At 70.7% G+C, this 22229-nt stretch carries 22 protein-coding genes; 12 read left to right on the top strand and 10 right to left on the bottom strand.

From position 1 onward, the window contains the following. Positions 1-7 precede the first annotated feature (7 nt). The 3 genes from gabT (at position 8) to F1C12_RS10295 (ending at position 3795) form a co-directional block, all read left to right on the top strand. Entirely contained in the window at positions 8-1369 is a 1362-nt protein-coding gene (gabT, locus tag F1C12_RS10305; protein WP_185278635.1) for a 4-aminobutyrate--2-oxoglutarate transaminase, read from the top strand. Next, positions 1366-2856 carry an NAD-dependent succinate-semialdehyde dehydrogenase gene (locus F1C12_RS10300; RefSeq protein WP_185278634.1) on the top strand — a complete coding sequence of 497 codons (1491 nt, stop codon included), beginning with the start codon at positions 1366-1368 and terminating at the stop codon, positions 2854-2856. The genes gabT and F1C12_RS10300 overlap by 4 nt, the downstream gene beginning before the upstream one ends. An 81-nt stretch (positions 2857-2937) precedes the next feature. Beyond that, entirely contained in the window at positions 2938-3795 is an 858-nt protein-coding gene (locus F1C12_RS10295) for a universal stress protein (RefSeq protein WP_185278633.1), read from the top strand. A 14-nt stretch (positions 3796-3809) separates the two neighbouring features. Here the strand turns inward: F1C12_RS10295 and F1C12_RS10290 are convergent, their stop codons facing one another. The 4 genes from F1C12_RS10290 to F1C12_RS10275 all read right to left on the bottom strand — a co-directional run bounded on the left by F1C12_RS10290 (position 3810) and on the right by F1C12_RS10275 (position 6270). Continuing rightward, positions 3810-4319, bottom strand: coding sequence for a hypothetical protein (locus F1C12_RS10290; RefSeq protein WP_185278632.1), 510 nt, complete (start codon positions 4317-4319; stop codon positions 3810-3812). A gap of 99 nt (positions 4320-4418) precedes the next feature. After that, positions 4419-5627 (bottom strand): hypothetical protein, encoded by a 1209-nt coding sequence (locus F1C12_RS10285; RefSeq protein WP_185278631.1) that lies wholly within the window; start codon positions 5625-5627, stop codon positions 4419-4421. Continuing rightward, entirely contained in the window at positions 5618-5974 is a 357-nt protein-coding gene (locus tag F1C12_RS10280) for a hypothetical protein (RefSeq protein ID WP_185278630.1), read from the bottom strand. Before F1C12_RS10280 ends, F1C12_RS10285 begins: the two co-directional genes overlap by 10 nt. Then, on the bottom strand, positions 5971-6270 hold the full coding sequence (locus F1C12_RS10275; RefSeq protein ID WP_185278629.1) for a hypothetical protein: 300 nt from the start codon (positions 6268-6270) through the stop codon (positions 5971-5973). Before F1C12_RS10275 ends, F1C12_RS10280 begins: the two co-directional genes overlap by 4 nt. Before the next feature lie 172 nt (positions 6271-6442). Between F1C12_RS10275 and F1C12_RS10270 the strand changes: the two genes are divergently transcribed. Both F1C12_RS10270 and F1C12_RS10265 read left to right on the top strand, forming a co-directional pair. Beyond that, the gene (locus tag F1C12_RS10270) at positions 6443-7387 is read left to right on the top strand and encodes a ZIP family metal transporter (RefSeq protein ID WP_185278628.1); all 945 of its coding nucleotides are present in this window, start codon (positions 6443-6445) and stop codon (positions 7385-7387) included. 53 nt (positions 7388-7440) lie between these two features. Continuing rightward, positions 7441-7902: a phage tail protein gene (locus tag F1C12_RS10265; RefSeq protein ID WP_185278627.1), complete on the top strand. Its 462-nt coding sequence runs from the start codon at positions 7441-7443 to the stop codon at positions 7900-7902. Positions 7903-7924: 22 nt separating this feature from the next. Here F1C12_RS10265 and F1C12_RS10260 read toward each other — a convergent pair whose 3' ends face one another. After that, positions 7925-8158: a three-helix bundle dimerization domain-containing protein gene (locus F1C12_RS10260; protein WP_185278626.1), complete on the bottom strand. Its 234-nt coding sequence runs from the start codon at positions 8156-8158 to the stop codon at positions 7925-7927. A 35-nt stretch (positions 8159-8193) separates the two neighbouring features. Between F1C12_RS10260 and F1C12_RS10255 the strand changes: the two genes are divergently transcribed. After that, the gene (locus F1C12_RS10255) at positions 8194-8889 is read left to right on the top strand and encodes a PhzF family phenazine biosynthesis protein (RefSeq protein ID WP_185278625.1); all 696 of its coding nucleotides are present in this window, start codon (positions 8194-8196) and stop codon (positions 8887-8889) included. Next, positions 8886-9764, top strand: coding sequence for a Vgb family protein (locus F1C12_RS10250; RefSeq protein WP_185278624.1), 879 nt, complete (start codon positions 8886-8888; stop codon positions 9762-9764). The genes F1C12_RS10255 and F1C12_RS10250 overlap by 4 nt, the downstream gene beginning before the upstream one ends. A 341-nt stretch (positions 9765-10105) precedes the next feature. Here F1C12_RS10250 and F1C12_RS10245 read toward each other — a convergent pair whose 3' ends face one another. Together F1C12_RS10245 and F1C12_RS10240 are read right to left on the bottom strand one after the other, a co-directional pair. Continuing rightward, the gene (locus tag F1C12_RS10245; RefSeq protein ID WP_185278623.1) at positions 10106-11599 is read right to left on the bottom strand and encodes a catalase; all 1494 of its coding nucleotides are present in this window, start codon (positions 11597-11599) and stop codon (positions 10106-10108) included. A gap of 13 nt (positions 11600-11612) precedes the next feature. Continuing rightward, entirely contained in the window at positions 11613-12059 is a 447-nt protein-coding gene (locus tag F1C12_RS10240) for a Fur family transcriptional regulator (RefSeq protein WP_185278622.1), read from the bottom strand. Positions 12060-12177: 118 nt separating this feature from the next. On the opposite strand from F1C12_RS10240, the gene F1C12_RS10235 reads away from it, so the two are divergent. After that, the gene (locus F1C12_RS10235; RefSeq protein WP_185278621.1) at positions 12178-13227 is read left to right on the top strand and encodes a hypothetical protein; all 1050 of its coding nucleotides are present in this window, start codon (positions 12178-12180) and stop codon (positions 13225-13227) included. A gap of 43 nt (positions 13228-13270) precedes the next feature. Here F1C12_RS10235 and F1C12_RS10230 read toward each other — a convergent pair whose 3' ends face one another. Beyond that, a complete protein-coding gene (locus tag F1C12_RS10230) occupies positions 13271-14998 on the bottom strand; it encodes a cation:proton antiporter (RefSeq protein WP_185278620.1) in 1728 nt (575 codons plus the stop codon). Positions 14999-15081: 83 nt separating this feature from the next. Continuing rightward, positions 15082-15672, bottom strand: a complete 591-nt coding sequence (locus F1C12_RS10225) for a TetR/AcrR family transcriptional regulator (protein ID WP_258046215.1) — start codon at positions 15670-15672, stop codon at positions 15082-15084. Between the two features lie 186 nt (positions 15673-15858). On the opposite strand from F1C12_RS10225, the gene F1C12_RS10220 reads away from it, so the two are divergent. Then, positions 15859-17544: an MFS transporter gene (locus F1C12_RS10220; RefSeq protein ID WP_258046214.1), complete on the top strand. Its 1686-nt coding sequence runs from the start codon at positions 15859-15861 to the stop codon at positions 17542-17544. Positions 17545-17888: 344 nt separating this feature from the next. On the opposite strand, the gene F1C12_RS10215 is transcribed toward F1C12_RS10220, so the two are convergent. Further along, a complete protein-coding gene (locus tag F1C12_RS10215) occupies positions 17889-18428 on the bottom strand; it encodes a GIY-YIG nuclease family protein (RefSeq protein WP_185278619.1) in 540 nt (179 codons plus the stop codon). Between the two features lie 218 nt (positions 18429-18646). On the opposite strand from F1C12_RS10215, the gene F1C12_RS10210 reads away from it, so the two are divergent. Genes F1C12_RS10210 through F1C12_RS10200 form a run of 3 tightly spaced genes read left to right on the top strand, consistent with a single transcriptional unit; the run spans position 18647 to position 22180 of the window. Continuing rightward, positions 18647-20284: an ABC transporter substrate-binding protein gene (locus F1C12_RS10210; RefSeq protein ID WP_185278618.1), complete on the top strand. Its 1638-nt coding sequence runs from the start codon at positions 18647-18649 to the stop codon at positions 20282-20284. Further along, on the top strand, positions 20262-21314 hold the full coding sequence (locus tag F1C12_RS10205) for an ABC transporter permease (protein ID WP_258046213.1): 1053 nt from the start codon (positions 20262-20264) through the stop codon (positions 21312-21314). Before F1C12_RS10210 ends, F1C12_RS10205 begins: the two co-directional genes overlap by 23 nt. Beyond that, positions 21311-22180, top strand: a complete 870-nt coding sequence (locus F1C12_RS10200) for an ABC transporter permease (protein WP_185278617.1) — start codon at positions 21311-21313, stop codon at positions 22178-22180. Before F1C12_RS10205 ends, F1C12_RS10200 begins: the two co-directional genes overlap by 4 nt. Positions 22181-22229: the final 49 nt, after the last annotated feature.

The following is a 22229-nucleotide window of genomic DNA, read 5'->3' as shown; positions in this document are numbered from 1 at the left end:
TGCCGCCATGACCATCGTTTCCCCCGCCTCCGCAACTCTCGTCGGCGGACCCTCGCTCCCGCAGGAGCGCCGGCTCGTCACCCCCATCCCCGGCCCCGAGTCGCGCAAGCGCGCCGAGCGCAAGGCGCAGGCCGTCGCGGCCGGCGTCGGCGCCACCATCCCCGTGTACACCGTCGCAGCGGGCGGGGGTGTGCTCGTCGACGTCGACGGCAACTCCCTGATCGACTTCGGCTCCGGCATCGCCGTCACGGGTGTGGGCAACGCCGCCCCGCGCATCGTCGAGGCCGTGACCGCCCAGGTCGCCGCCTTCACGCACACCTGCTTCACCGTCGCGCCGTACGACTCCTACGTGGACGTCGCCGAGGCCCTCAACCGCCTCACGCCGGGCGACCACGTCAAGCGCAGCGCCCTGTTCAACTCCGGTGCGGAGGCCGTCGAGAACGCGGTCAAGATCGCCCGCCACTACACGGGCAAGCAGGCCGTCGTCGCGTTCGACCACGCCTATCACGGCCGCACGAACCTCACGATGGGCCTCACCGCCAAGAACCAGCCGTACAAGAACGGCTTCGGCCCGTTCGCGCCCGAGATCTACCGCGCCCCGCTCAGCTACCCGCTGCGCGACGGCGGCCTCAGCGGCGCCGAGGCGGCCAAGCGTGCCATCACGATGATCGAGAAGCAGATCGGCGCGTCCAACCTGGCCGCCGTCATCATCGAGCCCATCCAGGGCGAGGGCGGCTTCATCGTCCCGGCCGACGGCTTCCTCCCCGCGCTCCAGACCTGGGCGAACGAGAACGGCGTCGTCTTCATCGCCGACGAGGTGCAGACCGGCTTCGCCCGCACCGGCACCATGTTCGCCTCCGAGCAGTTCGACATCGTGCCCGACCTGATCGTCACCGCCAAGGGCATCGCCGGCGGCCTCCCGCTGTCCGCGGTCACCGGTCGCGCCGAGATCATGGACGCGCCGCAGATCGGCGGCCTCGGCGGCACCTACGGCGGCAACCCGCTCGCCTGCGTCGCCGCTCTCGCCGCGATCGAGACCTACGAGCAGGAGGACCTGGCCGGGCGCGCCCGCGCCATCGGCGAGATCCTGTTCGAGAAGCTCGGCGCCCTCCGCGCCGCCGACCCGCGCGTCGCCGAGGTGCGCGGCCGCGGCGCCATGGTCGCGATCGAGCTGGTGGACCCCGAGACCGGCGAGCCGGACGCCGCGCTCACCGGCAAGGTCGCCGCCGCCGCGCACGCCGCCGGCGTCGTGCTGCTCACCTGCGGCACCTACGGCAACGTGATCCGCTTCCTCCCGCCGCTGAGCATCCCCGACCACCTCCTCATCGAGGGGCTGGACGTCGTCGCGGAGGCGGTGGCCAACGCATGAGCGCCGTCGACACCACCACCACCACCGAGTTCACTGCGGCCGAGGCCGACCTCCTCTCCCGCGTCCCCGACGGCTTCTTCATCGGCGGCGTCTGGGAGCAGGGCACCCGCCCGCAGATCCAGGTCCAGGACCCGGCCACCGGCCGCGTCATCAAGCGCATCGCCAACGCGACCCCCGAGGACGGCATCCGCGCCCTCGACGCCGCGGTGGCCGCGCAGGACGCCTGGGCCGCCACCCCGCCGCGCACGCGCGCCGAGATCCTGCGCCGTGCGTTCGACCTGCTGCAGGAGCGCCGCGACGACTTCGCACTGCTCATGACGCTGGAGATGGGCAAGCCGCTGGCCGAGGCCAACGGCGAGGTCACCTACGGCGGCGAGTTCCTGCGCTGGTTCTCCGAGGAGGCCGTGCGCATCGCCGGCCGCTACGGGCAGAACCCGGAGGGCACCGGCACGATGGTCGTCTCGCAGCGACCGGTCGGGCCGAGCTTCTTCATCACGCCGTGGAACTTCCCGCTCGCGATGGCCACCCGCAAGATCGCTCCGGCTCTCGCCGCGGGCTGCACCGTGGTCGTCAAGCCGGCCGAGCTGACCCCGCTGACCACGCTGTTCCTCGCGCAGCTGCTCGCCGACGCCGGCGTCCCCGCCGGTGTCGTGAACGTCGTCCAGACCAACACCTCCGGTGCGGTCTCGGCCCCGATCATCGCGGACCCGCGCCTCCGCAAGCTGTCGTTCACCGGCTCCACGCCGGTCGGCCGCGCCCTGCTCGCGCAGGCCGGTCAGAACGTGCTGCGCACCTCCATGGAGCTCGGCGGCAACGCCCCGTTCGTCGTCTTCGAGGACGCCGATCTGGACAAGGCGGTCGAGGGCGCGATGCTCGCGAAGTTCCGCAACATCGGCCAGGCCTGCACCGCCGCCAACCGCTTCATCGTCCACGAGGATGTCGCCGGCGAGTTCGCCCGCCGCGTCACCGAGAAGGTCGACGCCATGAAGCTCGGCCCCGGCACCGAGGCGGGCGTCACCATCGGCCCGCTGATCGACGACCGCGCGGTGGCCTCCATGACGGCGCTCGTGGACGACGCGGTCTCCCGCGGCGCCCGCGTCCTCAGCGGCGGAAAGGCCCCGGAGGGCGACGGCTTCTTCTTCGAGCCGACCGTGCTCGTGGACGTGCAGCCGGGAAGCGAGATCCTCCGCGAGGAGATCTTCGGCCCGATCCTGGCGATCACGACGTTCTCCACCGAGGAGGAGGCCGTGGCACGCGCCAACGAGACCGAGTACGGTCTGGTCGGCTACGTGTTCACCCAGGACCTCGCGCGCGGCCAGCGCATGATCGACGCGGTGGACACCGGGATGATGGGCCTCAACACCGGCCTCGTCTCCAACGCCGCAGCACCGTTCGGCGGCGTCAAGCAGTCGGGCCTCGGCCGCGAGGGCGGGCTCGAGGGCATCCACGAGTACCTGAGCACGAAGTACACACTCATCCCCGCCTGACCCGGCGGCACGGGCGGCCCGCACGACACGGCGGGCCGCCCACCCCAACCTCCGCACCACCCGAGCCGGAAGAAGCAAACCATGACCACCACTCAGCGCATCCTCGTCGGATACGAGGCGACACCGGCCGGAGAGGACGCCCTCGCCGCCGGCGCCGCGCTGGCAGTCTCCTTCGGAGCGGACCTCGACGTGGTCCTGGTCATGCCGGACACCTCCCGGCGCGGAAACGTGCCGAACGACCCGGCGTACGACGCCCTCCTGCGCGACACCGCGGAGGGCTGGCTGGCGGACGCGCGCACTCGCGTCCCGTCGTCGGCCGCCTTCAGCGGGCGGGTCGTCTTCGGCGACTCGCTCGCCGAGGGCCTGCTCACCACGGCGGAGGAGCTCGGCTCGACGCTGATCGTGGTCGGCGCCGCGCGCGGCGGCCTCCTGGGCCGCTTCACCGTCGGCTCGGTCGCGGGCGCCCTGCTGCACGCCTCGCCGATCCCCGTGCTCCTCGCGCCGGAGGGTTGGCGCGACCACGCGCCGCAGCTCACCCGTGTGACCAGCATGGTCGGCACCCGCGCCGGCGCGACGGACGTCCTGGCGACCGGCGAGCGCCTCTCGGTCGCGGCCGGCGTCCCGCTCCGGCTGGTCTCGCTGCTCGCCCTCGACCTCCCCGGCGACGCCGCGGCCCCCAAGCAGAGCATCGGCGAGCACCACGCCGCCACGGTGCTGGAGGAGGCCAGCGCGGCGACGGGCGTCGTCGCGACGGCGGTGGTCGCGAAGGGCGACAACATCCAGAACGCGGTGTCCCGCCTCGACTGGGAGCCCGGCGAGATCGTCGTGGTCGGCTCCAGCCGCCTCGCGCAGCCGAGCCGGCTCTTCCTCGGCTCCACCGCGGCCGCGATGCTGCGGGAGCTGCCGGTGCCGATGGTCGTGGTGCCGCGGAACGAGTGAGGCCGTGGGCTCCGCTAGCGGAAGACGGTGCTGAGGATCAGGCTACGTCCGTCCGCCACAAGGTAGACCTTGCTCACAAACTGTCCGTCTGAGAACCGCTCATTCAGTTCGCTGGAGGTGAGCAATGGTCCGCTGGGGATCGCATCCCGCAACACCGGTGAGAAGTCCTCTGGCAGAGGATTCTCCGTCGCCGACACGGCCCTCAGAATCTCGGCGTGCTCCGCTTCCGAAAGCTCGACGATCGCATCGATCCAGTACGTGCTTGGTCCAGGCGCGCGAGAATCACCCAGCGTGCCTGACATCCACGACGCTGATTCCGCAGTGACAAGCTGCGGAAACCTCGTGGTGACGGGCTCGAGCGTGTGCTGCACCTTTCCGGTGCCGGATTTCCGGGCCGATTGCACGGTGTGTCCTCCTCGTTCGTTCGCATCGCCCGAGGGCTGTGCAGTGCAGGCACTCAGGAGGAGCGCCAAGATGAGGCCCGGCGCTCCCAGCAGCCGATGACCGGAGAAGCCTGTGTTCACTGTGCTCCTCGCTTTCAGCGTTTGATGTGTTGTTCGGATGGAATAGTCGCCTTTGCTGAAGAGAGATCGCCTGCTGTCCACGTTACGGTCCGGACGACCTCACCCGTCGTCTCGAAAGGTCGGGCCCAGCCGACTTCGGTGAATCTGCCGTTCTCGTCGTCGGACTCTCCCGACGCGATGTCTGACTGCCCCCGGTTGAAGTTGTAGTAATCCTCGGCATGAACAACCACGGTCATCGTGACCTGGTCGCCGCTCACCGCTACGTCTGCGCTCGTCCACTGTTGGTAGGCGCCGATGGCTTTCTGCCTCGGTGCTCGGGTACCCTCCCGCGGGCCCCGCTCTCCCGGTGATGGAGAAGGACGCTCGGCCCTCAGCGGCGAAACTGTCGGCCGAGATTTGTGCAATGCGAATGGCTTCATCGACGTTCCCGGCGATCACTGGGTCGTCGCCATACGCCTTCTGGAAATCGATGACGAAGGGATCGCCCGTATTCGACCAGTAGTGCTGGTAGGCGGCGAGTGCATCGGCGAGGTCACCGGCTCTGAGCAACTGCGCGCCTCTCAGCATGGCCATCCACTTCACGGAGTTCGCGTGATCTTGAAACGTCGGAGTGTCAGAGTTGTAGATGAAGTCTTCGTCCCATGTGATGCTGGGTCGCCTGGGCGGACCGAGCGAGAAGCCGTGCCCGTCCGCATCGGCCGGTCCCCCCTGAACCTTCTTGGCCGCCGCTACCATCGACACCGACGCCGCCGACACGATCGCACTCTGTTGGAAGATGCCGCCGGTGGCCGCGTCGAATTCGCGTAGTGCGAGGAGCCGGTCTTCCAGGCCGCGAATCGTGCGATCCATCTGGTCGACGACCATTTCGAGTTGACGATTCAGCATGCGCAGCGAATCGCCGAGCAGGGGCACCGGAGAAATCGCTCCGGCAACGGCGGTGTTGATCTCGATCAGGTTCTCGGTTTCGGCCTTCATCGCCTGACTCGCTCGCAACTGCACGTTGAGCTCGTCTTCGTGCAGCACCGCGTACGGGCTGACCTTTGCATCCTGCCGCACGTACGTATCGAGGTCTCGCTGAATGGAGTCGAAAAGCTCTTGATGCTCCGCGATCGCCGACCCCACCTGCTCCTCGAACAGCACTCGTGCCGCTGCGTAAGCCTTGCCCGAAAGATCCCCGCCATCCAGAGAACCAAGCGCCGCGATGTTCGCACTGCGAAGCTGCGCCAATACCGACTGACCGTGCTCGAGGTTCTTCGCGAGCGCAGCGATCACGTTGCTGGAGTCAACCGAACGATAGATCAATCCCACGGCAGGCCGCCCTGCTCGTTCCTCAGCCGCGCGATCGCATCCTCACCATCGGCGCGGATGGTGCGTGATGCCTCCGCCCGCAATTCGTTCTGCTCCTCGGCGAGCTTCCTTATGTACGCATCGACCTCTCTCAGGGCTGCAAGGTCGTGGTGCACGCGAGGATCGTCGGTCCCGACCGTGTGACCGGCTTCCTCGAAGCGTGCGACGTTCTCACGTATCGCACGCCGAAAGGTCTCCCACTGTTCGTCTAGGAGGTGGAGCGTCTGCAGATCGTCATCGACCCGGCTCTCAAGCGTCCTGATCCTCCGGTCGAACTCTGCCCGCATGCTGGCACTCGGATCGCTCATTCTTCCCACGTCCAGGTCCCCGCATCCTGTGAATCGCGTTGCTCGAGCGCCGGCGCCAGGTCGGTGACTCTTTCGGCGTGTGATTGCAGAGAAGACACCAGGCCGGAGAGGGCGATCAAGAGGTGGTTCGCAACCGCCGCGCCGGATTCCAGGCTTCCGATGTTGCTCGAACCGGTGTTCGTGGGCTGCCCCGGCGCTTCGACGCGCACTCCCGAAAACCCCGAAATCGCCTCCTGCGCAGCGTCGACACTCGAAGAAATCCTCACTGAACCACCCCACCACCGGACTACCGACATCGCAACGACACTAGCCTAATGGAATTATACGTATGAATTTCAGTGAGGGGGGCGTTTGCGTTCCTTCCTGCGACTCCTCACAGTTGATTCTTTGTAAGGGGAGGCTTACCTTACAATCGAATCCGGCCGGAGCCCGCCGGTTCGATGTCAACAGCCTCCACGAAGGATCTTCATGTCTCCCTTGGGTGTCGCCGCACTCGGCGCCGTCGCCGGTCTCACGATCTTCCTCGGCCTCCCGATCGGCCGTCTCCGCTCGAACGCCGTCGGACTGAAAGCCGCGCTGAACGCGCTCGCCACTGGAATCCTGATCTTCCTGCTCTGGGACGTGCTCTCGCAGGCGTGGGATCCCGTGGACAAGGCGCTGTCGTCGCACCAGATCGGCCCGGCGCTCGGGCAGGGGCTGCTGATGGCCGCGTGCATCGGCCTCGGGCTGCTCAGCCTCACCTACGTCGACCGGTACATGAAGCGGCGTGCGCTGGCGCTCGCGTCGCCGATCCGGCCTCCCGCGGGGCCGGACGGCGCCGCCGGGACCCACGGCGGCCCGCACGCCGGAACCCACGGAGCGCACCCGGCCCACGGCACCCAGCCCGCCCCGCACGGCGCGCCCGCCGTCGGCACCGCCACCGGCGTCGCGATCGTCGCCGCCACCGAGGTCGAGTCGCGCGCCGGCGCCCGCCGCCTCGCGCTCACCATCGCGATCGGCATCGGCCTCCACAACTTCGCCGAGGGCCTCGCGATCGGAACCGCGGCCGCGCAGGGCGAGCTCGCCTTCGCCATCCTGCTCATCGTCGGCTTCGGCCTCCACAACGCCACAGAGGGCTTCGGGATCGTCGCCCCGCTGAGCGGGACGCGCCCGTCCTGGGGCTACCTGGCGCTGCTCGGCCTGATCGGCGGCGGCCCGACCTTCCTGGGCACCGTCATCGGCCAGTCGTTCAGCAGCGACATCGTCTCCATCGCGTTCCTCGGCCTGGCCGCCGGGTCCATCCTGTACGTCGTCATCGAACTGCTCGCCGTCGCCCGCCGCACCGGGATGAAGACGCTGGTCGCATGGTGCATCTTCGCCGGGATCGTCGCCGGCTTCGCGACCGACGCCATCGTCACCGCGGGCGGGGCCTGACCCCGGACGGCCGATTCAGTAGGCTCGGGACAGAACCGAGCGAGGAGGGCCGCATGCGCCAGGTCGTCGATTTCGTGAACGTGTCAACGGAGGGTCTGGAGTCCAGCCCCGTCGCGCCGGCCCTCGCCGGGCTGCGCGCGAACGAGTCCCGCTACTTCAAGAACAAGTACGACATCGACTTCGCCACCGCGCCGGCCGCCGAGGAGCGGGAGGCGCTCGACTGGATCAGCCGCATCCTCGCCGACGAGCGCGGCATCGTGATCGCCTCGCCGGCCCTCGAGGTCACCTCGTTCGAGGTGGACGGCATCCGGATGGCCTACGTCTTCTACGAGTCCGGCCTGTCGATCAACGTCATGAACACGATCGACGACGCGGGCAAGCGCGCGGTCGGCTTCAAACTGTCCGACGGCATGGAGGTCCCGGCGGAGCTCGCCGACTTCAAGTTCGCTCGCCAGAAGTCCAAGCTCGCGGGGACGATCCGCGGCTCCTACTTCGTCATCAAGGGCGAGTACTGAGACTCGCCCTGTCGTTCCACTCTCACGCCAGCGGCTGGACCTCCGCGATCAGCTCGCGCTTGACGTCGTGCTCGATGAGGACCGGGATGAAGTCGCGCACGGGCGCGCCGGTGTAGTCGACGTGGCGCTGGTGCACCAGGTCGACGATGCGGTCCCGGGGGACCGTCGGGAATCGTTCCGCGAGCCGGTCGACGGCGTGGCCGATGGCGACCTCTTCGTCGTTGGAGGCGGCGGGGGTGGGGGCCTCGTCACTCATGGCGGGATTATGCCGCGCATGCCAGGGTGGAGGCTATGGATGAAATCGAGGTAGTGGTCGTCCGCGTCTTCACCGACGAGCGCGGCGCGAACGGCAACGAGCTGGGAATCGTCACCAGCTCGCCGGCGACGGCAGGGCGGGAGCAGGACATCGCGGCGGCGCTCGGCTTCAGCGAGACGGTCTTCGTCGACGCGCTGGACGAGTCGGGCGGCATCGCGACGATCCGCATCTTCACCCCCGCGTCGGAGCTCCCGTTCGCCGGTCACCCGAGCGTCGGGACCGCGTGGTGGCTCGCGCACGAGCGCACGCCGGTCGGCGCCCTCGCCGAGAAGGCCGGGGACGTCGCGGTCTCGGTCGACCTCGACGGCGACTGGGCCGCGATCGACGCCCGCGCCGCCTGGACCCCCGATTTCACCTGGCTGCCGCTGGACTCCCCGGAGGCGGTCGAGGCGCTCGACGCGTTCGCGTTCACCGAAGGCCAGCACTACGCCTACGCGTGGATCGACGAGGAGGCCGGCACGCTGCGCGCCCGCATGTTCGCCCCGGCGATGGGCATCGTGGAGGACGAGGCCACCGGCGCCGCCGCCGTCGCCCTTACCGCCAAGCTCGGCCGCGCACTGCGCATCGTGCAGGGGGAGGGCTCCGAGCTGGCCACCGAACCGCTCGACGGCGGCCTGGTCCGTGTGGGCGGGACCGTGGTGTACGACCGCACCATCGACGCGACGCTGTGAGCGGAGAGCCGCTGGAGGTCATCCCGGTCGGCGAGCCAGGGGAGGGACCCTACGGCATCGCCGTGACCGACGACGGCGCCGTGTGGTTCACTCTCGTGCACGGCGCAGCGATCGGGCGGCTCGCCCCGGACGGGACGCTGACCCGCCTCGACCTCGGCGCGGGCGCACAGCCGTCCGTGGTCGCCGCCGCGAACGCCTCGGATGTCTGGGTGAGCGACACGACCGGAGGCCGCCTGCTGCTGGTGGGACCCGGCCCGCGCCTCCTGGCCGAGGCGGCCGTGCCGACGACCGGCGCCCAGCCGTTCGGCGTCACCGCGCTCTACGACGGAACGACCTGGTTCACCGAGCTGGCCGCGGACGCGCTCGGCCGCGTCGGCGTGCTCGGCCAGGTGGACGAGTTCCCGGTCGGCCGCGAGGGCACGATGCCCTCGATGATCGCGGCCTCGGGCGACTCGCTCTGGTTCACGATGAACGCCATCGACGCTCTCGGCCACGTCCGCGGCGGCGACGCCGCGGTCGCGGTCACCGAGCTGCCCGCCGGCTCCGGCCCCGTCGGCATCGCCGTCGCGGAGGACGGCGCGGTCTGGTCCGCCCTGATCGGCGCCGACGCCCTCGCCCGCGTCGGCCGCGACGGCACGCTCACCCTCCACCCCCTCGGCGCGGGCGCGAAGCCCCACGCGGTCGCCGCCGACGCGACGGGCGGAGTGTGGGTCTCCCTGTGGGGAGCGGACGCGCTGGCGCACGTCACCGCCGGCGGCGAGACCGCCCGCGTGCCGCTGCCCGCGGCCTCCGAGCCGCACGGCATCGCCGTCGCCGCCGACGGCACGGTGTGGTCCGCTCTGGAGTCCGGCGCCCTGGCCCGCCTCCGGCCCTGATCGGTCCCCACCGTTCCGGCCCCGCCACGCACGCAGCCAACGGAGGACATCCCCGCAGCCCCGCAACGCGCAGCGAACGGAGGACATCCCCTCCCAATCCGCCCGAATCTCCTCCGCTACCCGTCATCCAGCCCGCCCTCTGGCCCGATCTCCTCCGTTAGCGACCGCGCAGCCAACGGAGGGCATCCACTCCGACCCGGCCTCCTCGTCCTCCGCTGCCCGCCTGGCCCACACGACCAACGGAGGACTTCCGCCTCCTGACCCCCCCGGAAACGCAGCGAACGGAGGAGTCCACGGCCATTCCGGCCGTGGACTCCGTTCGCGTCAGCGCGGCCTCGGGCCTACTCGCCGACTCCCACGTACTCCGCCGCCTCGTCCGGGTCGGCCACGTCCGACTCCAGCCGCGCCCGCAGCGCCGCGCCCAGTCCGGCGTCGACGTTCGTCCAGTACTGGATCGCCCGCTCGCGGATGTCGTCCCGCGTCACCCCGCCGACCGCTCCCGCGATCGTGTCGAGGAACCGCTCGCGTGCCGCCTCGTCGTAGACCTCGCGGTAGAGCGTCCCGGCCTGGCCGAAGTCGTCGTCCTCCGCGTGCAGCGTCGCCGCCGCGCGCACGAGGGCGCCGTCCGACTCCCACGAGCCCTCGCCCGCGGCAGCCGGGTCGGCGACCGGTCCGCCGAACGAGTTCGGCGCGTACACCGGCGCGCCGGCAGCCTTGAAGCCGTGGCGGCCCGCGCCGTCCTGCGAGTAGTTGTGCACCGGGGCGACCGGCGCGTTGACCGGCAGCTCGTTGTAGTTGGTGCCAACGCGGTAGCGCTGGGCGTCCGGGTAGGAGAACACGCGCGCCATCAGCATCTTGTCCGGGCTGATGTCGATGCCCGGGACCGTGTTGGCCGGGGAGAACGCCGCCTGCTCGATCTGCGCGAAGAAGTTCTCCGGGTTCTCGTTCAGCGTGTGGACGCCGACCTCGATCAGCGGGTAGTCGCTGTGCGGCCACACCTTCGTCAGGTCGAACGGATTGAACCGGTACGTCTTCGCGTCCTCGTAGGGCATCACCTGCACGCTCACCTTCCACGCCGGGAAGTCGCCGCGCTCGATCGCCTCGTACAGGTCGCGGCGGTAGTAATCCGCGTCCTCACCCGCGATCCGCTCGGCCTCCGCGCCGCGCATCTCCTCGTTGCCCTGCAGGGCGTGGAAGTGGTACTTCACCCAGAACCGCTCGCCCGCCGCGTTGATCCACTGGTAGGTGTGCGAGCCGTAGCCGGGCATGGTCCGCCACGAGCGGGGGAGGCCGCGGTCGCCCATCAGGTACGTCACCTGGTGCGCGGACTCCGGCGACAGCGTCCAGAAGTCCCACTGCATGTCCGCGTCGCGCAGGCCGGAGCCAGGGAGGCGCTTCTGCGAGTGGATGAAGTCGGGGAACTTGATGCCGTCGCGGATGAAGAACACCGGGGTGTTGTTGCCGACGATGTCGTAGTTGCCCTCGGTCGTGTAGAACTTCACCGAGAAGCCGCGGACGTCGCGCCAGGTGTCGGGGGAGCCCTGCTCGCCGGCGACCGACGAGAAGCGCTGCACGGTGCGCGTGGTCGCGCCGGGCTGGAAGACCGCTGCCTTCGTGTAGGCGGTCACGTCGCCGGTGACGACGAACTCGCCGAACGCCCCGCCGCCCTTGGCGTGCACGATCCGCTCCGGGATGCGCTCGCGGTTGAACTGGGCGAGCTTCTCGACGAGGTACCGGTCGTGGAGCGCGGTCGCCCCGTCCCGTCCGGACGTCAGCGAGTGAGCGTCGCTGCCGACCGGGCTGCCGGTCTGGGTGGTCGTGTGGTTCTCCGTCATGGTTCTCCTAACCTCATTCGGCGTGCGACGGGGCTTTCGCCGCGCGCTCCTGACAGGACGGGCACAGCCCCCAGAAGGTGACCTCCGCGGTGTCCACCACGAACCCGGCCGCCCCCGAAGGGTGAAGGCAGGGCGCGTGGCCGACGACGCACTCCACGTCCGCCACCGCGCCGCACGAGGTGCACACGACGTGGTGGTGGTTGTCGCCGACGCGCCGCTCGTACAGCGCGGGCGAGTGCGCCGGCTCGATCCGCCGCAGCAGACCGGCGGCGGTGAGGTCGCCGAGGACGTTGTGGACGTTCTGGATCGAGGTGCCGGGCAGCGCGGGGAGCACCGCCCGGTAGACCGAGTCCGCGTCCACGTGGGGATGCGCGTCGAGCGCGTTCAGGACGGCGAGCCGCCCCTGCGTCACGCGCAGTCCCGCGGCGCGGAGGGCGCCTTCGAGCTGTGCGATGTCCATGCCTGCCACGCTACCGGTTTTCTTTTGAGCAATTCAAAACAAGGCGCATCCCGGGAGTGGCGCGAGGGGTCGTCCTCTAATCTTGCATGAGAAGTTTCAAGCCGAGGGGTGGATCAGGGTGACGGGTGAGTTCCAGGTGAACGCCCTCGGCGCGCGCTTGCGTGTGGCCGTGCAGGGGATGCCGGAGTCCGACGTCGACGCGCTGCGCGGCCAGTGGTCGCGGCTGGCGTCCGAGGGGGACCCGACGGGCGTCGTGACGGTGGGCGGAACGGGGGACTCGGCGGACGTGTCGGGCCGCGACCTCGACGAGGTGGGGATCGCCCTCCGCCGCGCGATCAACCAGCGGGCCATCCTGGCGCGACGCGGCGAGCTGGTGACGTTCCACGCGGCGGGCCTCGCCGACCCGGCGACGGGTGGCGTGATCGCCCTCATCGGACCCTCGGGCGCCGGCAAGTCGACGGCCGCCGCGGCGCTCGGCGCGGCCCTGGGGTATGTGTCGGATGAAACGGTCGCGGTCGCGTCCTCAGGTGAGGTGATCGCCTTCCCTCAGCCGCTCGCGTTCAAGCGGTCGGCGGCGCGCGGCAAGCACGTCGTCGGCCCAGACGAGCTCGGGCTCGTGCGGCCGGGGCCGCGGCTCCGGCTGACGCGGATCGCCCTCCTCGACCGCACCGACGACGGGACCACGCCGACGGTCGAGACGGTCGGGCTGGGGGAGGTCCTCGGCGACCTGGTCGAGCAGATCAACTACTTCAGCGCCCTGCCGGCGCCCCTGACGCTGCTCGACCGCCTCGTCCGCCGCTGCGGGGGCGTGCAGGTGATCGGCTACCGCGAGGCGGCCGACCTCGTGGGGCCGGTCCGCGAGCTGCTGCGGACGGCCGCCGAGGGCGCGATGTACAGCCGCGCGGAGGTGGACGACTGGGTGGACCTCGACGGCGAGGCGGTCGTGCACGCGCGGGACACGATCACCCGTCTGACGCCGGTTTCCTCCCTGGTGTGGAGGCTGCTCGACGTCCCGCTGACCCTGCCGCGGCTGGTCGCGGAGGCCGAACGGGAGTTCGGGCCGGCGCCCGGGGGGAGCAGTGAGGACGCGGTCCGCGGCGTGCTCCGCGAGCTGGGCGACGCCGGCCTCGTGCGGTCGAGCCGCGGGCGTCACCGCGCGCGGGACTGAGGCGGCGTGCCGGCGTCGAGCCGCGTGCGCGTCCAGCCGCCCCTCACCGCGCCCGCGACTGCAGCCGCGTCTCCTCGATGTCGAGCATGGACTGCGCCTCGCTGAGGATGCGCGACGGGTAGGCGCCGCGCGCCCGCTCCACGTGCAGGCGGTCGCGTTCGGCGTCCACCACCGCGAGCCGCAGCGTGCGGTACACGTGGTGCGGACGGCCCTCCGGCGGGGTGTCGTAGAGCACGATGCGCTCCCAGGCGGCCTCCGCGCGCAGGTACGTCGTCTGGCGCACCCGCTCCACGAGCTCCGGGTCCACCGGGGCCGTGGCACCCGCGGCGGTCTCCGGGTCGTCCAGCACGGCGAGACCGGCCTCGCTGAGGTCGTCGAGGAGCTGCGCGAGCAGCCTCCTGTCGTCCTTGACGTCGATGCCCTGCAGCCCCAGCGCCCGGATCAGCCAGGGGAGGGTGCCGCCCTGCACGACCAGGCTGACGAACGCGACGGTGAACGCGATCAGGATGAGCTGCGGGCGGTACGGGATGTCGGCCGGCAGCGACTGGGCCGCCGCGAGGGTGACGACGCCGCGCATCCCCGACCAGCCGAGGACGACCCCGCCCTTCCAGTCGATGGCCTCCTGGCGGAACTCCTCCAAGTCGCTGCGGTGCCGCTCGTAGCGCGCCTCGGCGCGCTGCTTGCGCTGGGCCTGCCAGCGGTAGCGCACGGGATGGTCGCGGAAGTAGCTGATCAGCAGCCACTCCCGCAGCACTTGCTTCTCCGCCCGTTCGCCGCGTCTTCGGAGCGAGTAGATGAGCGGGCCGATCAGGATGTACCGGATGACGACGAGGGAGGCCATGGCGATGAGTCCGATGCCGACCGCGTCCCAGACGCTCAGGATCTCAGGATGCTCGACATCGGCGATGAGCGTGCGCAGCTCCAGCCCGATGAGCAGGAACACGCCGTTCTCGAGCAGGAACTGGATGGTGCGCCAGTTGATCTGGTCGCTGATCCTGGCCTGGGCGCTGAACTGCCGGGGCGCGGCGTGGCCGGTGTAGAGCCCGGTGACGACGACCGCGAGCACGCCGGAGCCGTGCAGCGCCTCCGTCGGGGCGAATGCGGCGAACGGCACGACGACCGAGAGCGCGGTGTCGAGGACGGGGTCGCTCAACTTGGAGCGCACCCACACCGTGACGAAGCCGACCACGAGCCCGATCACGAGGGCGATGATGACCGCGGAGAAGAAGTCCAGCACGCCGGCGAGCGGCGTCGCGAGGGTGCCGACCGCCGCGGCGAGTGCGGTGCGCAGCAGCACCAGCGCGGTCGCGTCGTTGACCAGGCCCTCGCCCTCCAGCACCGTCAGCAGTCGGGGCGGAAGGCCGAGCTTGCGGCCGATGGAGGTCGCCGCGACCGCGTCAGGCGGGCTGATGATCGCGCCGAGGGCGATGGCCGCGGCCAGGTTGAGGTCGGGCAGCATCGTGTAGAGCACGAAGCCGGACGCGAACGCCGTGACGACGACGAGGAAGATCGAGAGGCCGGCGATCGGCGCGAGGTTGCGGCGGAAGTCGGTGAGCGGGACGCTGATGGCCGCCGCGTACAGGATCGGCGGGAGCAGCCCGTCGAGGATGATCTCGGGCGGCACCTCGATGTCCGGCACCCCGGGCAGCACCGAGAGGGTGACGCCGACGATCACGAGGATGATGGGCGCGGCGACGCCGAGTTTGCGGGCGAAGGCGGCTACGCCGACGATCACCGCGACGGCGATCACCGCATAGACACCGAGCTCCATGTCTTCCAGCCTACGGAAGATTTCAGACGTCTGAGAACACTCTCAGGTCGAATGAGCGCCCGGTGGGCGTCGCGCGTCGTGGCTCAGCGGGCGCGGAGGCCGTCGATCGCCATGGCGATGACGCGGTCGCGCTGCTCGTCGTCGTCGAACGCGACGCCCGCGATGCCGGACACCATCCGGATGACGTCGCCGATGGAGGCGTCAGGGCGCAGTTCGCCGGCCTCCTGGGCGCGGCGCACGAGCGGCTCGCCCGCATCGTACAGGGAGGTGCGGCAGCTGAGGAGCACGGGGGAGTCCTTGTTGAGGCCCTCCAGCAGGGCCTTCTTGGTGCCGACGTAGAGGAGGAAGCGGCGCAGCCAGGCCTGCACGGCCTCCCACGGCTCCAGCGAGGCGGCGTCGTCGGCGGCGCGGACGACGGCCTCCACCTCCTCGACGTACACGGTCTCGACCAGCGCGTCGCGGGTGGGGAAGTTGCGGTACAGCGTGCCGATGCCGACCCCGGCGCGGCGGGCGATGTCCTCGAGGGAGGCCCCGGCGCCGTCCTCCGCGAACGCGTCGCGGGCGGCGGCGAGCAGGGCGTCGAAGTTGCGGCGGGCGTCCGCCCGCTGCGGGCGCGCGATCAGGGGGCGCGCGGTGTCGGCTACGTCTGTGTCGGCTACATCTGTGCCGGTCACGGCTCGGTCCTTCCGGGTTGGCGAAACTGAGGGTTGCGAAACGGAGGCACCCTCCGGTATCGTATTCGATGTAACCGGAGGCACCCTCCGAACGGAGCCTCCCTCCAATTGTAACTCCTCTTCAGCAGAGATTCACCTGCTCGACCACACGTCGAGCTCCCTTCGAGAAACGGAAGACCGTACCCCATGTCTCGATCCCGTCCATCCGCCACCTTCGCCGTCCTGGCGTTGAGCGTGGCCTCCTTCGCGACGCTCCAGTCGCTCGTCGTCCCGGTCCTGCCGGTCATCCAGCAGGACCTCCACACCACCACCGCCGGCGTCACCTGGACCATGACCGCCTGGCTGATCGCCGCCGCCGTCGCCACGCCCCTGCTCGGCCGCGTCGGCGACCTGGTCGGCAAGCGCCGCATCTTCGTGCTCGCCCTCCTGGCCGTGGCGCTCGGCAGCGTGATCGCCGCCGTCGCGCCGTCCATCGGCGTCCTCATCGCCGGCCGCGTCGTCCAGGGTCTCGGCGGGGCGATGTTCCCGCTCGCGTTCGGCATCATCCGCGACGAGTTCCCGCCGCACCGCCTCCCGTCGGCCATCGGCGCGATCGCCTCGATCATCGCGATCGGCAGCGGCCTCGGCACCGTGCTCGCGGGTCCCCTCGCCGCGGCGCTGAGCTGGCGCGGGCTCTTCCTGGTCCCGGTCGCACTGACCGTCACCGCCGCCGTGCTCGCCCTCGTGATCATCCCCGAGTCGCCCACTCGCGCGACCGGAGGCGTCAACCCGTGGTCGGCCGCGCTGCTCTCGGGCTGGCTGATCGCCCTCCTGCTGCCGCTCAGCACGGGCGCGCAGTGGGGCTGGTCGTCGCCGGTCGTGATCGGGCTGTTCGCGCTCGCTGCGGTGCTGCTCGCCGCCTGGGTGGTCGTGGAGCTGCGCTCTCGTCACCCGCTGGTCGACATGCGCCTCATGCGCGAGCCCGGCGTCTGGTCGATGAACGCCGCCGCGATCTTCATCGGCGCAGCCATGTTCGCGGTGTTCGCCTTCTTCCCGCGCTTCGTGCAGACCCCGGTCTCCACGGGCTACGGCCTGGGCGCGACCGTCGCGGAGTCCGGCCTCCTGATGCTGCCGATGCTCGTGACAATGGCCGTGACCGGCTTCCTCAGCGGACCGCTGGAGCGCTGGCTCGGCTTCCGCACCCAGATCGTGATCGCGGCGACCGTCATGGCCGGATCGAGCCTGTCGCTGGCGTTCCTGCACGGCTCGCTGGCCGCGGTCGCCACCGCCTCCGGAGTGTTCGGGATCGGCCTGGGCCTGATCTACGCGGCGATCACGAGCGTGGTCGTGCAGAGCGTCCCGGCGACGCAGACCGGTGTCGCCAGCGGGATGAACGCCAACCTCCGCACTGTGGGCTCGGCGATCGGCGCGGCGGTGATGACTGCGCTGGTCACCGGGACGCTCGGCGCGGGCGGCCTGCCGGCGGAGACCGGCTACACCGAGGGCTTCGCGACGGCGGGGGTGCTGGCGTTCGGGGCGGCGGTGGTCACGGTGGTCGCGGCGGTGGTGATGCGGTCGCGGACGGCCCGTGCGGCGGCGGACGCTGCGGTCGCGGCCGAGCTGGCCGCGGTGGCCGGGCTGGCGCGGCTGGAAGGCGAGGCCGCCGAGTCGGAGCCGAGCCGCGCTGCGGGGGAGCCGAGCCGGGCTGCGGTGGAGCCGGTTCGCGCTGCCGAGCCGGCCGTCGTGGCCGCGGCGCAGGCGCCCAACTTCTCGGCCGCGGAGCCCGTGATCCCACTCGCCATCGCAGCCGCGGCGGAAGCCGCGGAGATGGCGCGGCTCGTGGAGAAGGTCGAGGCAGACCGCCCGGCCGAACCCGCCGCCTCCGCGGCGTAGGCCGGCAACTCCGGAGAACCTGCCTCCGCAACCGGGAAATCGATCGTAACTACGGAGACCCGCGCCCGCATGGCGCGGGTCTCCGGAGTTGCGGCGCGCCCAGCCTCCGTCACCAACTCCGGAGTACCGGCCGCCACGGCCGCGGATCCCCGTTCGAACGGACACCCTCGCGCCGCGTCGCGCCGACACTCCGGAGTACCGGACGTCGCCAACGGAGGAGATCGGGTGGTTTCGGGCACCGAAACGCGGCCAACGGAGGACATCCACGCGCACCTGGTGCGGATCTCCTCCGCTGGCTGTCCGGGAGCGGCGTGTCGTCGCCGGGCTCCTCCGTTGGCGCCGCCTCAGGCGCGGGCGGCCGCCTCGCTGCGCCAGCGGGCAAGCAGCAGCCACGGGTCCGTGACCCCGGTCTGCAGGGCGGCGACGTGCGCCAGGAGGCCGGCGTCGGTCTCGAACCACTCGGTCCCGGGGATGCGCAGCGCCGCGAACTCGGCGTGGCGCTGCTGCTCCACGGCGCGGTCGCCGCGTTCGAAGGCGAGCACTTCGTCGTGCGGGAGGCTCGCGAAGCGCTGTGCCGGGTTGGCCGTCGTGCCGATCTTGATGCGGTCGCGGTAGCGGAGGTAGTAGACCACGTCGACGCGCGACGCGCGGGCGCCGTCGGGCGGCGGCTCGCCCACCCTCCACTCGCAGATGGCGCAGAGCCAGCCGGACGGGTACCGCACGCCCAGCCGCGAACCGCAGAACGCGCACGGCGACGGGAGCAGATCGGTCCGGCCGTACTCGCCCTCCACCCACTCGTGCGCCTCCAGCAGGTGCGCGAGGCACAGCTCGAGCGGCGCCCCGGGATGGGCGGGCGCTCCGCAGAGCGAGCACGGCTCGGTCACGCGGTGACGTTACCGCGGGCCGCCGACACGGTCGATCGCCCGGTTCCGGTTTCGTGCGTCCACCCGCGCGCATCCCACACCCTCACCCTCCGCGCCACCTTCCATGACGCCCCGTTTCACCCGCGCAACACAGTGTCACGCCGGCTCGACCGCGGTTGCGGTCCGCCCGCATCCTGGGCTGCATCCCGTCCCGCATCCGATGCATTCCAGGAGTCTCCATGCGTTCCCGTTCTCTCCGCACCCTCGCCGGCGCCGCCGTCGCGCTCACCGGTGTGCTGGCGCTCGCCGCGTGCGCCGGCGCCTCCAACGCCGCGACCGGCGGCCAGAAGGTCGACGGCGGCACCATCGTCTACGCCCACCAGCAGGAGCCCGCCTGCGTGTTCGGCGGCTGGATCGAGCAGGCCTACCTCTCGTACCAGGTGCTCGACAACCTGACCTCGCTCGATGAGAACCACAAGGTCGTGCCGTGGCTCGCCACCGCGTGGAAGCAGTCCGACGACGGCCTCACCTGGACCTTCACCCTGAAGAAGGGGGTGAAGTTCACCGACGGGACGCCGCTCACCGCCGCGGCCGTCGCCTACAACTTCGACTACTGGGTGAAGGGCGGGAACACCACCGCGAAAGTCTGGCTCGACGGCTACTACAAGGATGCCAAGGCCGTCGACGACCAGACGCTCCAGATCGACCTGTCCCGCCCGTACCCGCGGCTCGCCGACAACCTCACCCAGGGCTATTTCGGCATCCAGTCGCAGCACGCGCTCGAGACCCGCACGAAGGAGCAGAACTGCGAGGCCCCGATCGGCTCCGGCGCGTTCACGGTCGACAAGTGGAACCGCGGCCAGGACATCATCCTCAAGAAGAACAAGGACTACACGTCCCCGCCCGCGAACGCGAAGCACACCGGACCGGCCTACGTCGACACGATCGACTGGAAGTTCGTCGCCGACCCGACCACCCGCGTCGCGGCGCTGCAGGGCGGCCAGGTCGACGCGATCTACGATGTGCCCTCCGTGCAGTGGAGCGTGCTGAAGGCCGGCGGCTACCAGCTCGAGAAGTTCGTCACCCCGGGCCGGCCGCAGCAGATCTCGTTCAATACGGCGAAGGGCCCGTTCACCGACGAGCAGGTGCGCCAGGCGTTCGCGTACAGCCTGGACCGGCCGCAGATCGTGAACACGATCGGCCGCGGGGTCATCCCGTCGGAGGGCAACGGCGGCGTCAGTCAGGCGACCCCGGGCTACAGCCAGAAGGCGGCGGCCTGGTACACGCAGGACGTGAAGAAGGCGAACGCGCTCCTCGACGCCGCCGGCTGGAGCCAGAAGAACTCCGACGGTGTGCGGGTGAAGAACGGCCAGCCGCTGACCGTGCGCCTGCCGTACGGCGCCGGCTCGATCATCAACGCCGACGGCGCCGCCATCCTGCAGGGGGTGAAGGGGCAGGCGAGCAAGGTCGGCTTCGACGTCAAGCTCATCCCCGTCCCGCAGAGCGAGTTCTTCTCCGGCAAGTACTCGGGACCGGACGCCTACGACCTCCAGGCCGGCTACTGGACGAGCGTCACCGCGGGCATCCTCTACATCAACTGGAGGCCGTCCACCGCCGACGACCCGAACTACAGCAACAGCGCCTTCGCCAACGACCCGGTGCTCGCGCAGTACATCCTCGACGGCAACTCGGCGGCCACCGTCGAGCAGCAGAACGCCGACTACCAGAAGGCGCAGGACTACATCGCGCAGCACGCGCTGTCGATCGGCGTCTACGACCGGCTGAGCACGCTCGCCGTCTCGCCCAAGCTCCACGACGTCTGGCAGGAGCACGCACAGGGAGGACCGACGTTCTATGACGCGTATCTCACCAAGTGAGCTCGCACCGAGCGAGCCGGCGGTCGCTGACGCGGAGGCCGCACCGGGCGGCGCGGCGGTCCTCACGACCGTCCGCACCCGGCGCGGCCGGGCCGTCGCCCTCACCCTCCTGAAGAAGGTCGGCGCGGCGGTCGTGGTCCTCTGGGGCGCGGCGACCGTGGCGTTCTTCGCCCAGCTCGCCCTGCCAGGCGACCGGGCGACGACCATCCTCAACATCCGCGCCGGCCAGGTGCAGCTGCGGACCCCGGCCGAGCTGGAGCAGATCCGTGCCCAGTACGGCCTCGCCCGTCCGGTCATCCTGCAGTACCTCGACTACTTGCGCGGGCTGGTCGCAGGTGACTTCGGGACCTCGTACCAGCAGTATCGCCCGGTCACCGCCATCATCGGCGAGCAGCTCGGCAACACGGTCACCCTCTCGGTGACAGCTATCGCCCTGGCCTGGGTGATCATGGTCGTCTGGGTCACCCTCACCGCCGGGCGCGGTCCGCGCGTCGGAGCGATCGGCTCGACCGTGGACGTCGTCACCGCGGGCCTCCCGGCCTACTGGCTCGGCATCATCCTCCTGCTGGTCTTCGGGCTGGGGCTGCGCTGGTTCCCGATCATCAGCGGCTCGTCCCCGAACGGGATCGTGCTGCCTGCGCTGACGCTCGCGATCCCGCTCGCCGGATTCATGGCGCAGAGCGTGCGCACCGAGTTCGAGCGCTCGCTCGACCAGCCGTTCGTGCTGTCGGCCCGGATGCGCGGCATGGGGGAGTGGGGGATCCGGCTGCGGCACGTCCTCCGCCACGCCGTCATCCCCGCCGTCACCCTGTCCGGCTGGGCGCTCGGCGCGACGCTCTCCGGCGCGGTGATCGTGGAGTCGATCTTCTCGCGGCCCGGGATCGGCTCGGTGCTGGTCACGGCCGTCAACTCGCAGGACCTGCCGGTCGTCACCGGCATCGTCACCCTCGTCGCCGTGGTCTACGTGGCGGCGAACCTCATCGTGGACGTCGTCTACACGGTGATCGACCCCCGATTGGAGCTGTCATGACCTCCGTCGCCTCACCCTCGAATCAGCGTCTCGCGTCGTCCGCGGTCACCCGGATCACCCGTGCTCCGTGGGGGCTGTACCTCGCCGTCGCCTTCGCGGCGCTGCTCCTCGTCGCGGTGATCGCCCCGCAGCTCCTCACCACTCACCTTCCGACCGCCGTCGACTATGGTGCCGCCCTCCAGCCGCCGAGCTGGGCTCACCCGTTCGGTACGGATGAATCGGGGCGCGACCTCTACACCCGGGTGGTGTGGGGCGCCCGCGACTCACTCACCATCGGCGTGGGAGCCGCGGCCGTGAGCATCGGCCTGGCGCTGATCCTCGGCACCCTCGCCGCGCTGGGCGTCAAGCCGGTCGCCGTCGTCATCGACCGGTTCGTGGAGATCCTGTTCGCGTTCCCCGCCCTCCTGCTCGCGTTGCTGCTGATCGCGATCGCCGGGCCGAGCGCGGCCACGCAGGTCCTCGCCGTCGGCGTCGGGACCGCGCCGGGTTACGCGCGGATGATCCGCGGCCAGATCCTCGGCGCGCGGAACTCGGCCTACGTGGAGGCCGCGACCGCCCTCGGGCACTCGCGCTGGCGGATCGTGCGCGCGCACATCCTCCCGAACGCGCTGCGTCCGCTGGTCGCCGTGTTCGCGCTGTCGATCGGCCAGTCCATCGTGTGGGCGTCGAGCCTGTCGTTCCTCGGGCTGGGCGTCGCGCCCCCCGCGTCCGAGTGGGGCGCGCTGCTCGACGCGGGGCGCGCCTACCTCACCACGGCCTGGTGGCTGGTCGTCATCCCGGGTCTCGTCATCGTCGCGGTCGCCCTGGCCGCGACCACCATCGGCCGGCACATCCAGGCGCGCCTGGAGAAAGGGGAGCGATCGTGAGCATCGCAGAGCAGGGGACCGTGGAGGCCGCGAGGACGGGCGCCGCGAG

It is taken from the genome of Leifsonia shinshuensis, assembly GCF_014217625.1.
Classification (GTDB): Bacteria; Actinomycetota; Actinomycetes; order Actinomycetales; family Microbacteriaceae; genus Leifsonia; species Leifsonia shinshuensis_A.
Note: the sequence above shows the minus strand (reverse complement) of the source record. Positions and strands in the feature narration are given on the sequence as shown.

Coding starts and splice junctions, on each gene's coding strand:
- gabT (WP_185278635.1), top strand. CDS start 8: ATGACCATCGTTTCCCCCGCCTCCGCAACTCTCGTCGGCGGACCCTCG.
- F1C12_RS10300 (WP_185278634.1), top strand. CDS start 1,366: ATGAGCGCCGTCGACACCACCACCACCACCGAGTTCACTGCGGCCGAG.
- F1C12_RS10295 (WP_185278633.1), top strand. CDS start 2,938: ATGACCACCACTCAGCGCATCCTCGTCGGATACGAGGCGACACCGGCC.
- F1C12_RS10280 (WP_185278630.1), bottom strand. CDS start 5,974: ATGAGCGATCCGAGTGCCAGCATGCGGGCAGAGTTCGACCGGAGGATC.
- F1C12_RS10275 (WP_185278629.1), bottom strand. CDS start 6,270: ATGTCGGTAGTCCGGTGGTGGGGTGGTTCAGTGAGGATTTCTTCGAGT.
- F1C12_RS10270 (WP_185278628.1), top strand. CDS start 6,443: ATGTCTCCCTTGGGTGTCGCCGCACTCGGCGCCGTCGCCGGTCTCACG.
- F1C12_RS10265 (WP_185278627.1), top strand. CDS start 7,441: ATGCGCCAGGTCGTCGATTTCGTGAACGTGTCAACGGAGGGTCTGGAG.
- F1C12_RS10260 (WP_185278626.1), bottom strand. CDS start 8,158: ATGAGTGACGAGGCCCCCACCCCCGCCGCCTCCAACGACGAAGAGGTC.
- F1C12_RS10255 (WP_185278625.1), top strand. CDS start 8,194: ATGGATGAAATCGAGGTAGTGGTCGTCCGCGTCTTCACCGACGAGCGC.
- F1C12_RS10245 (WP_185278623.1), bottom strand. CDS start 11,599: ATGACGGAGAACCACACGACCACCCAGACCGGCAGCCCGGTCGGCAGC.
- F1C12_RS10240 (WP_185278622.1), bottom strand. CDS start 12,059: ATGGACATCGCACAGCTCGAAGGCGCCCTCCGCGCCGCGGGACTGCGC.
- F1C12_RS10230 (WP_185278620.1), bottom strand. CDS start 14,998: ATGGAGCTCGGTGTCTATGCGGTGATCGCCGTCGCGGTGATCGTCGGC.
- F1C12_RS10220 (WP_258046214.1), top strand. CDS start 15,859: ATGTCTCGATCCCGTCCATCCGCCACCTTCGCCGTCCTGGCGTTGAGC.
- F1C12_RS10210 (WP_185278618.1), top strand. CDS start 18,647: ATGCGTTCCCGTTCTCTCCGCACCCTCGCCGGCGCCGCCGTCGCGCTC.
- F1C12_RS10205 (WP_258046213.1), top strand. CDS start 20,262: ATGACGCGTATCTCACCAAGTGAGCTCGCACCGAGCGAGCCGGCGGTC.
- F1C12_RS10200 (WP_185278617.1), top strand. CDS start 21,311: ATGACCTCCGTCGCCTCACCCTCGAATCAGCGTCTCGCGTCGTCCGCG.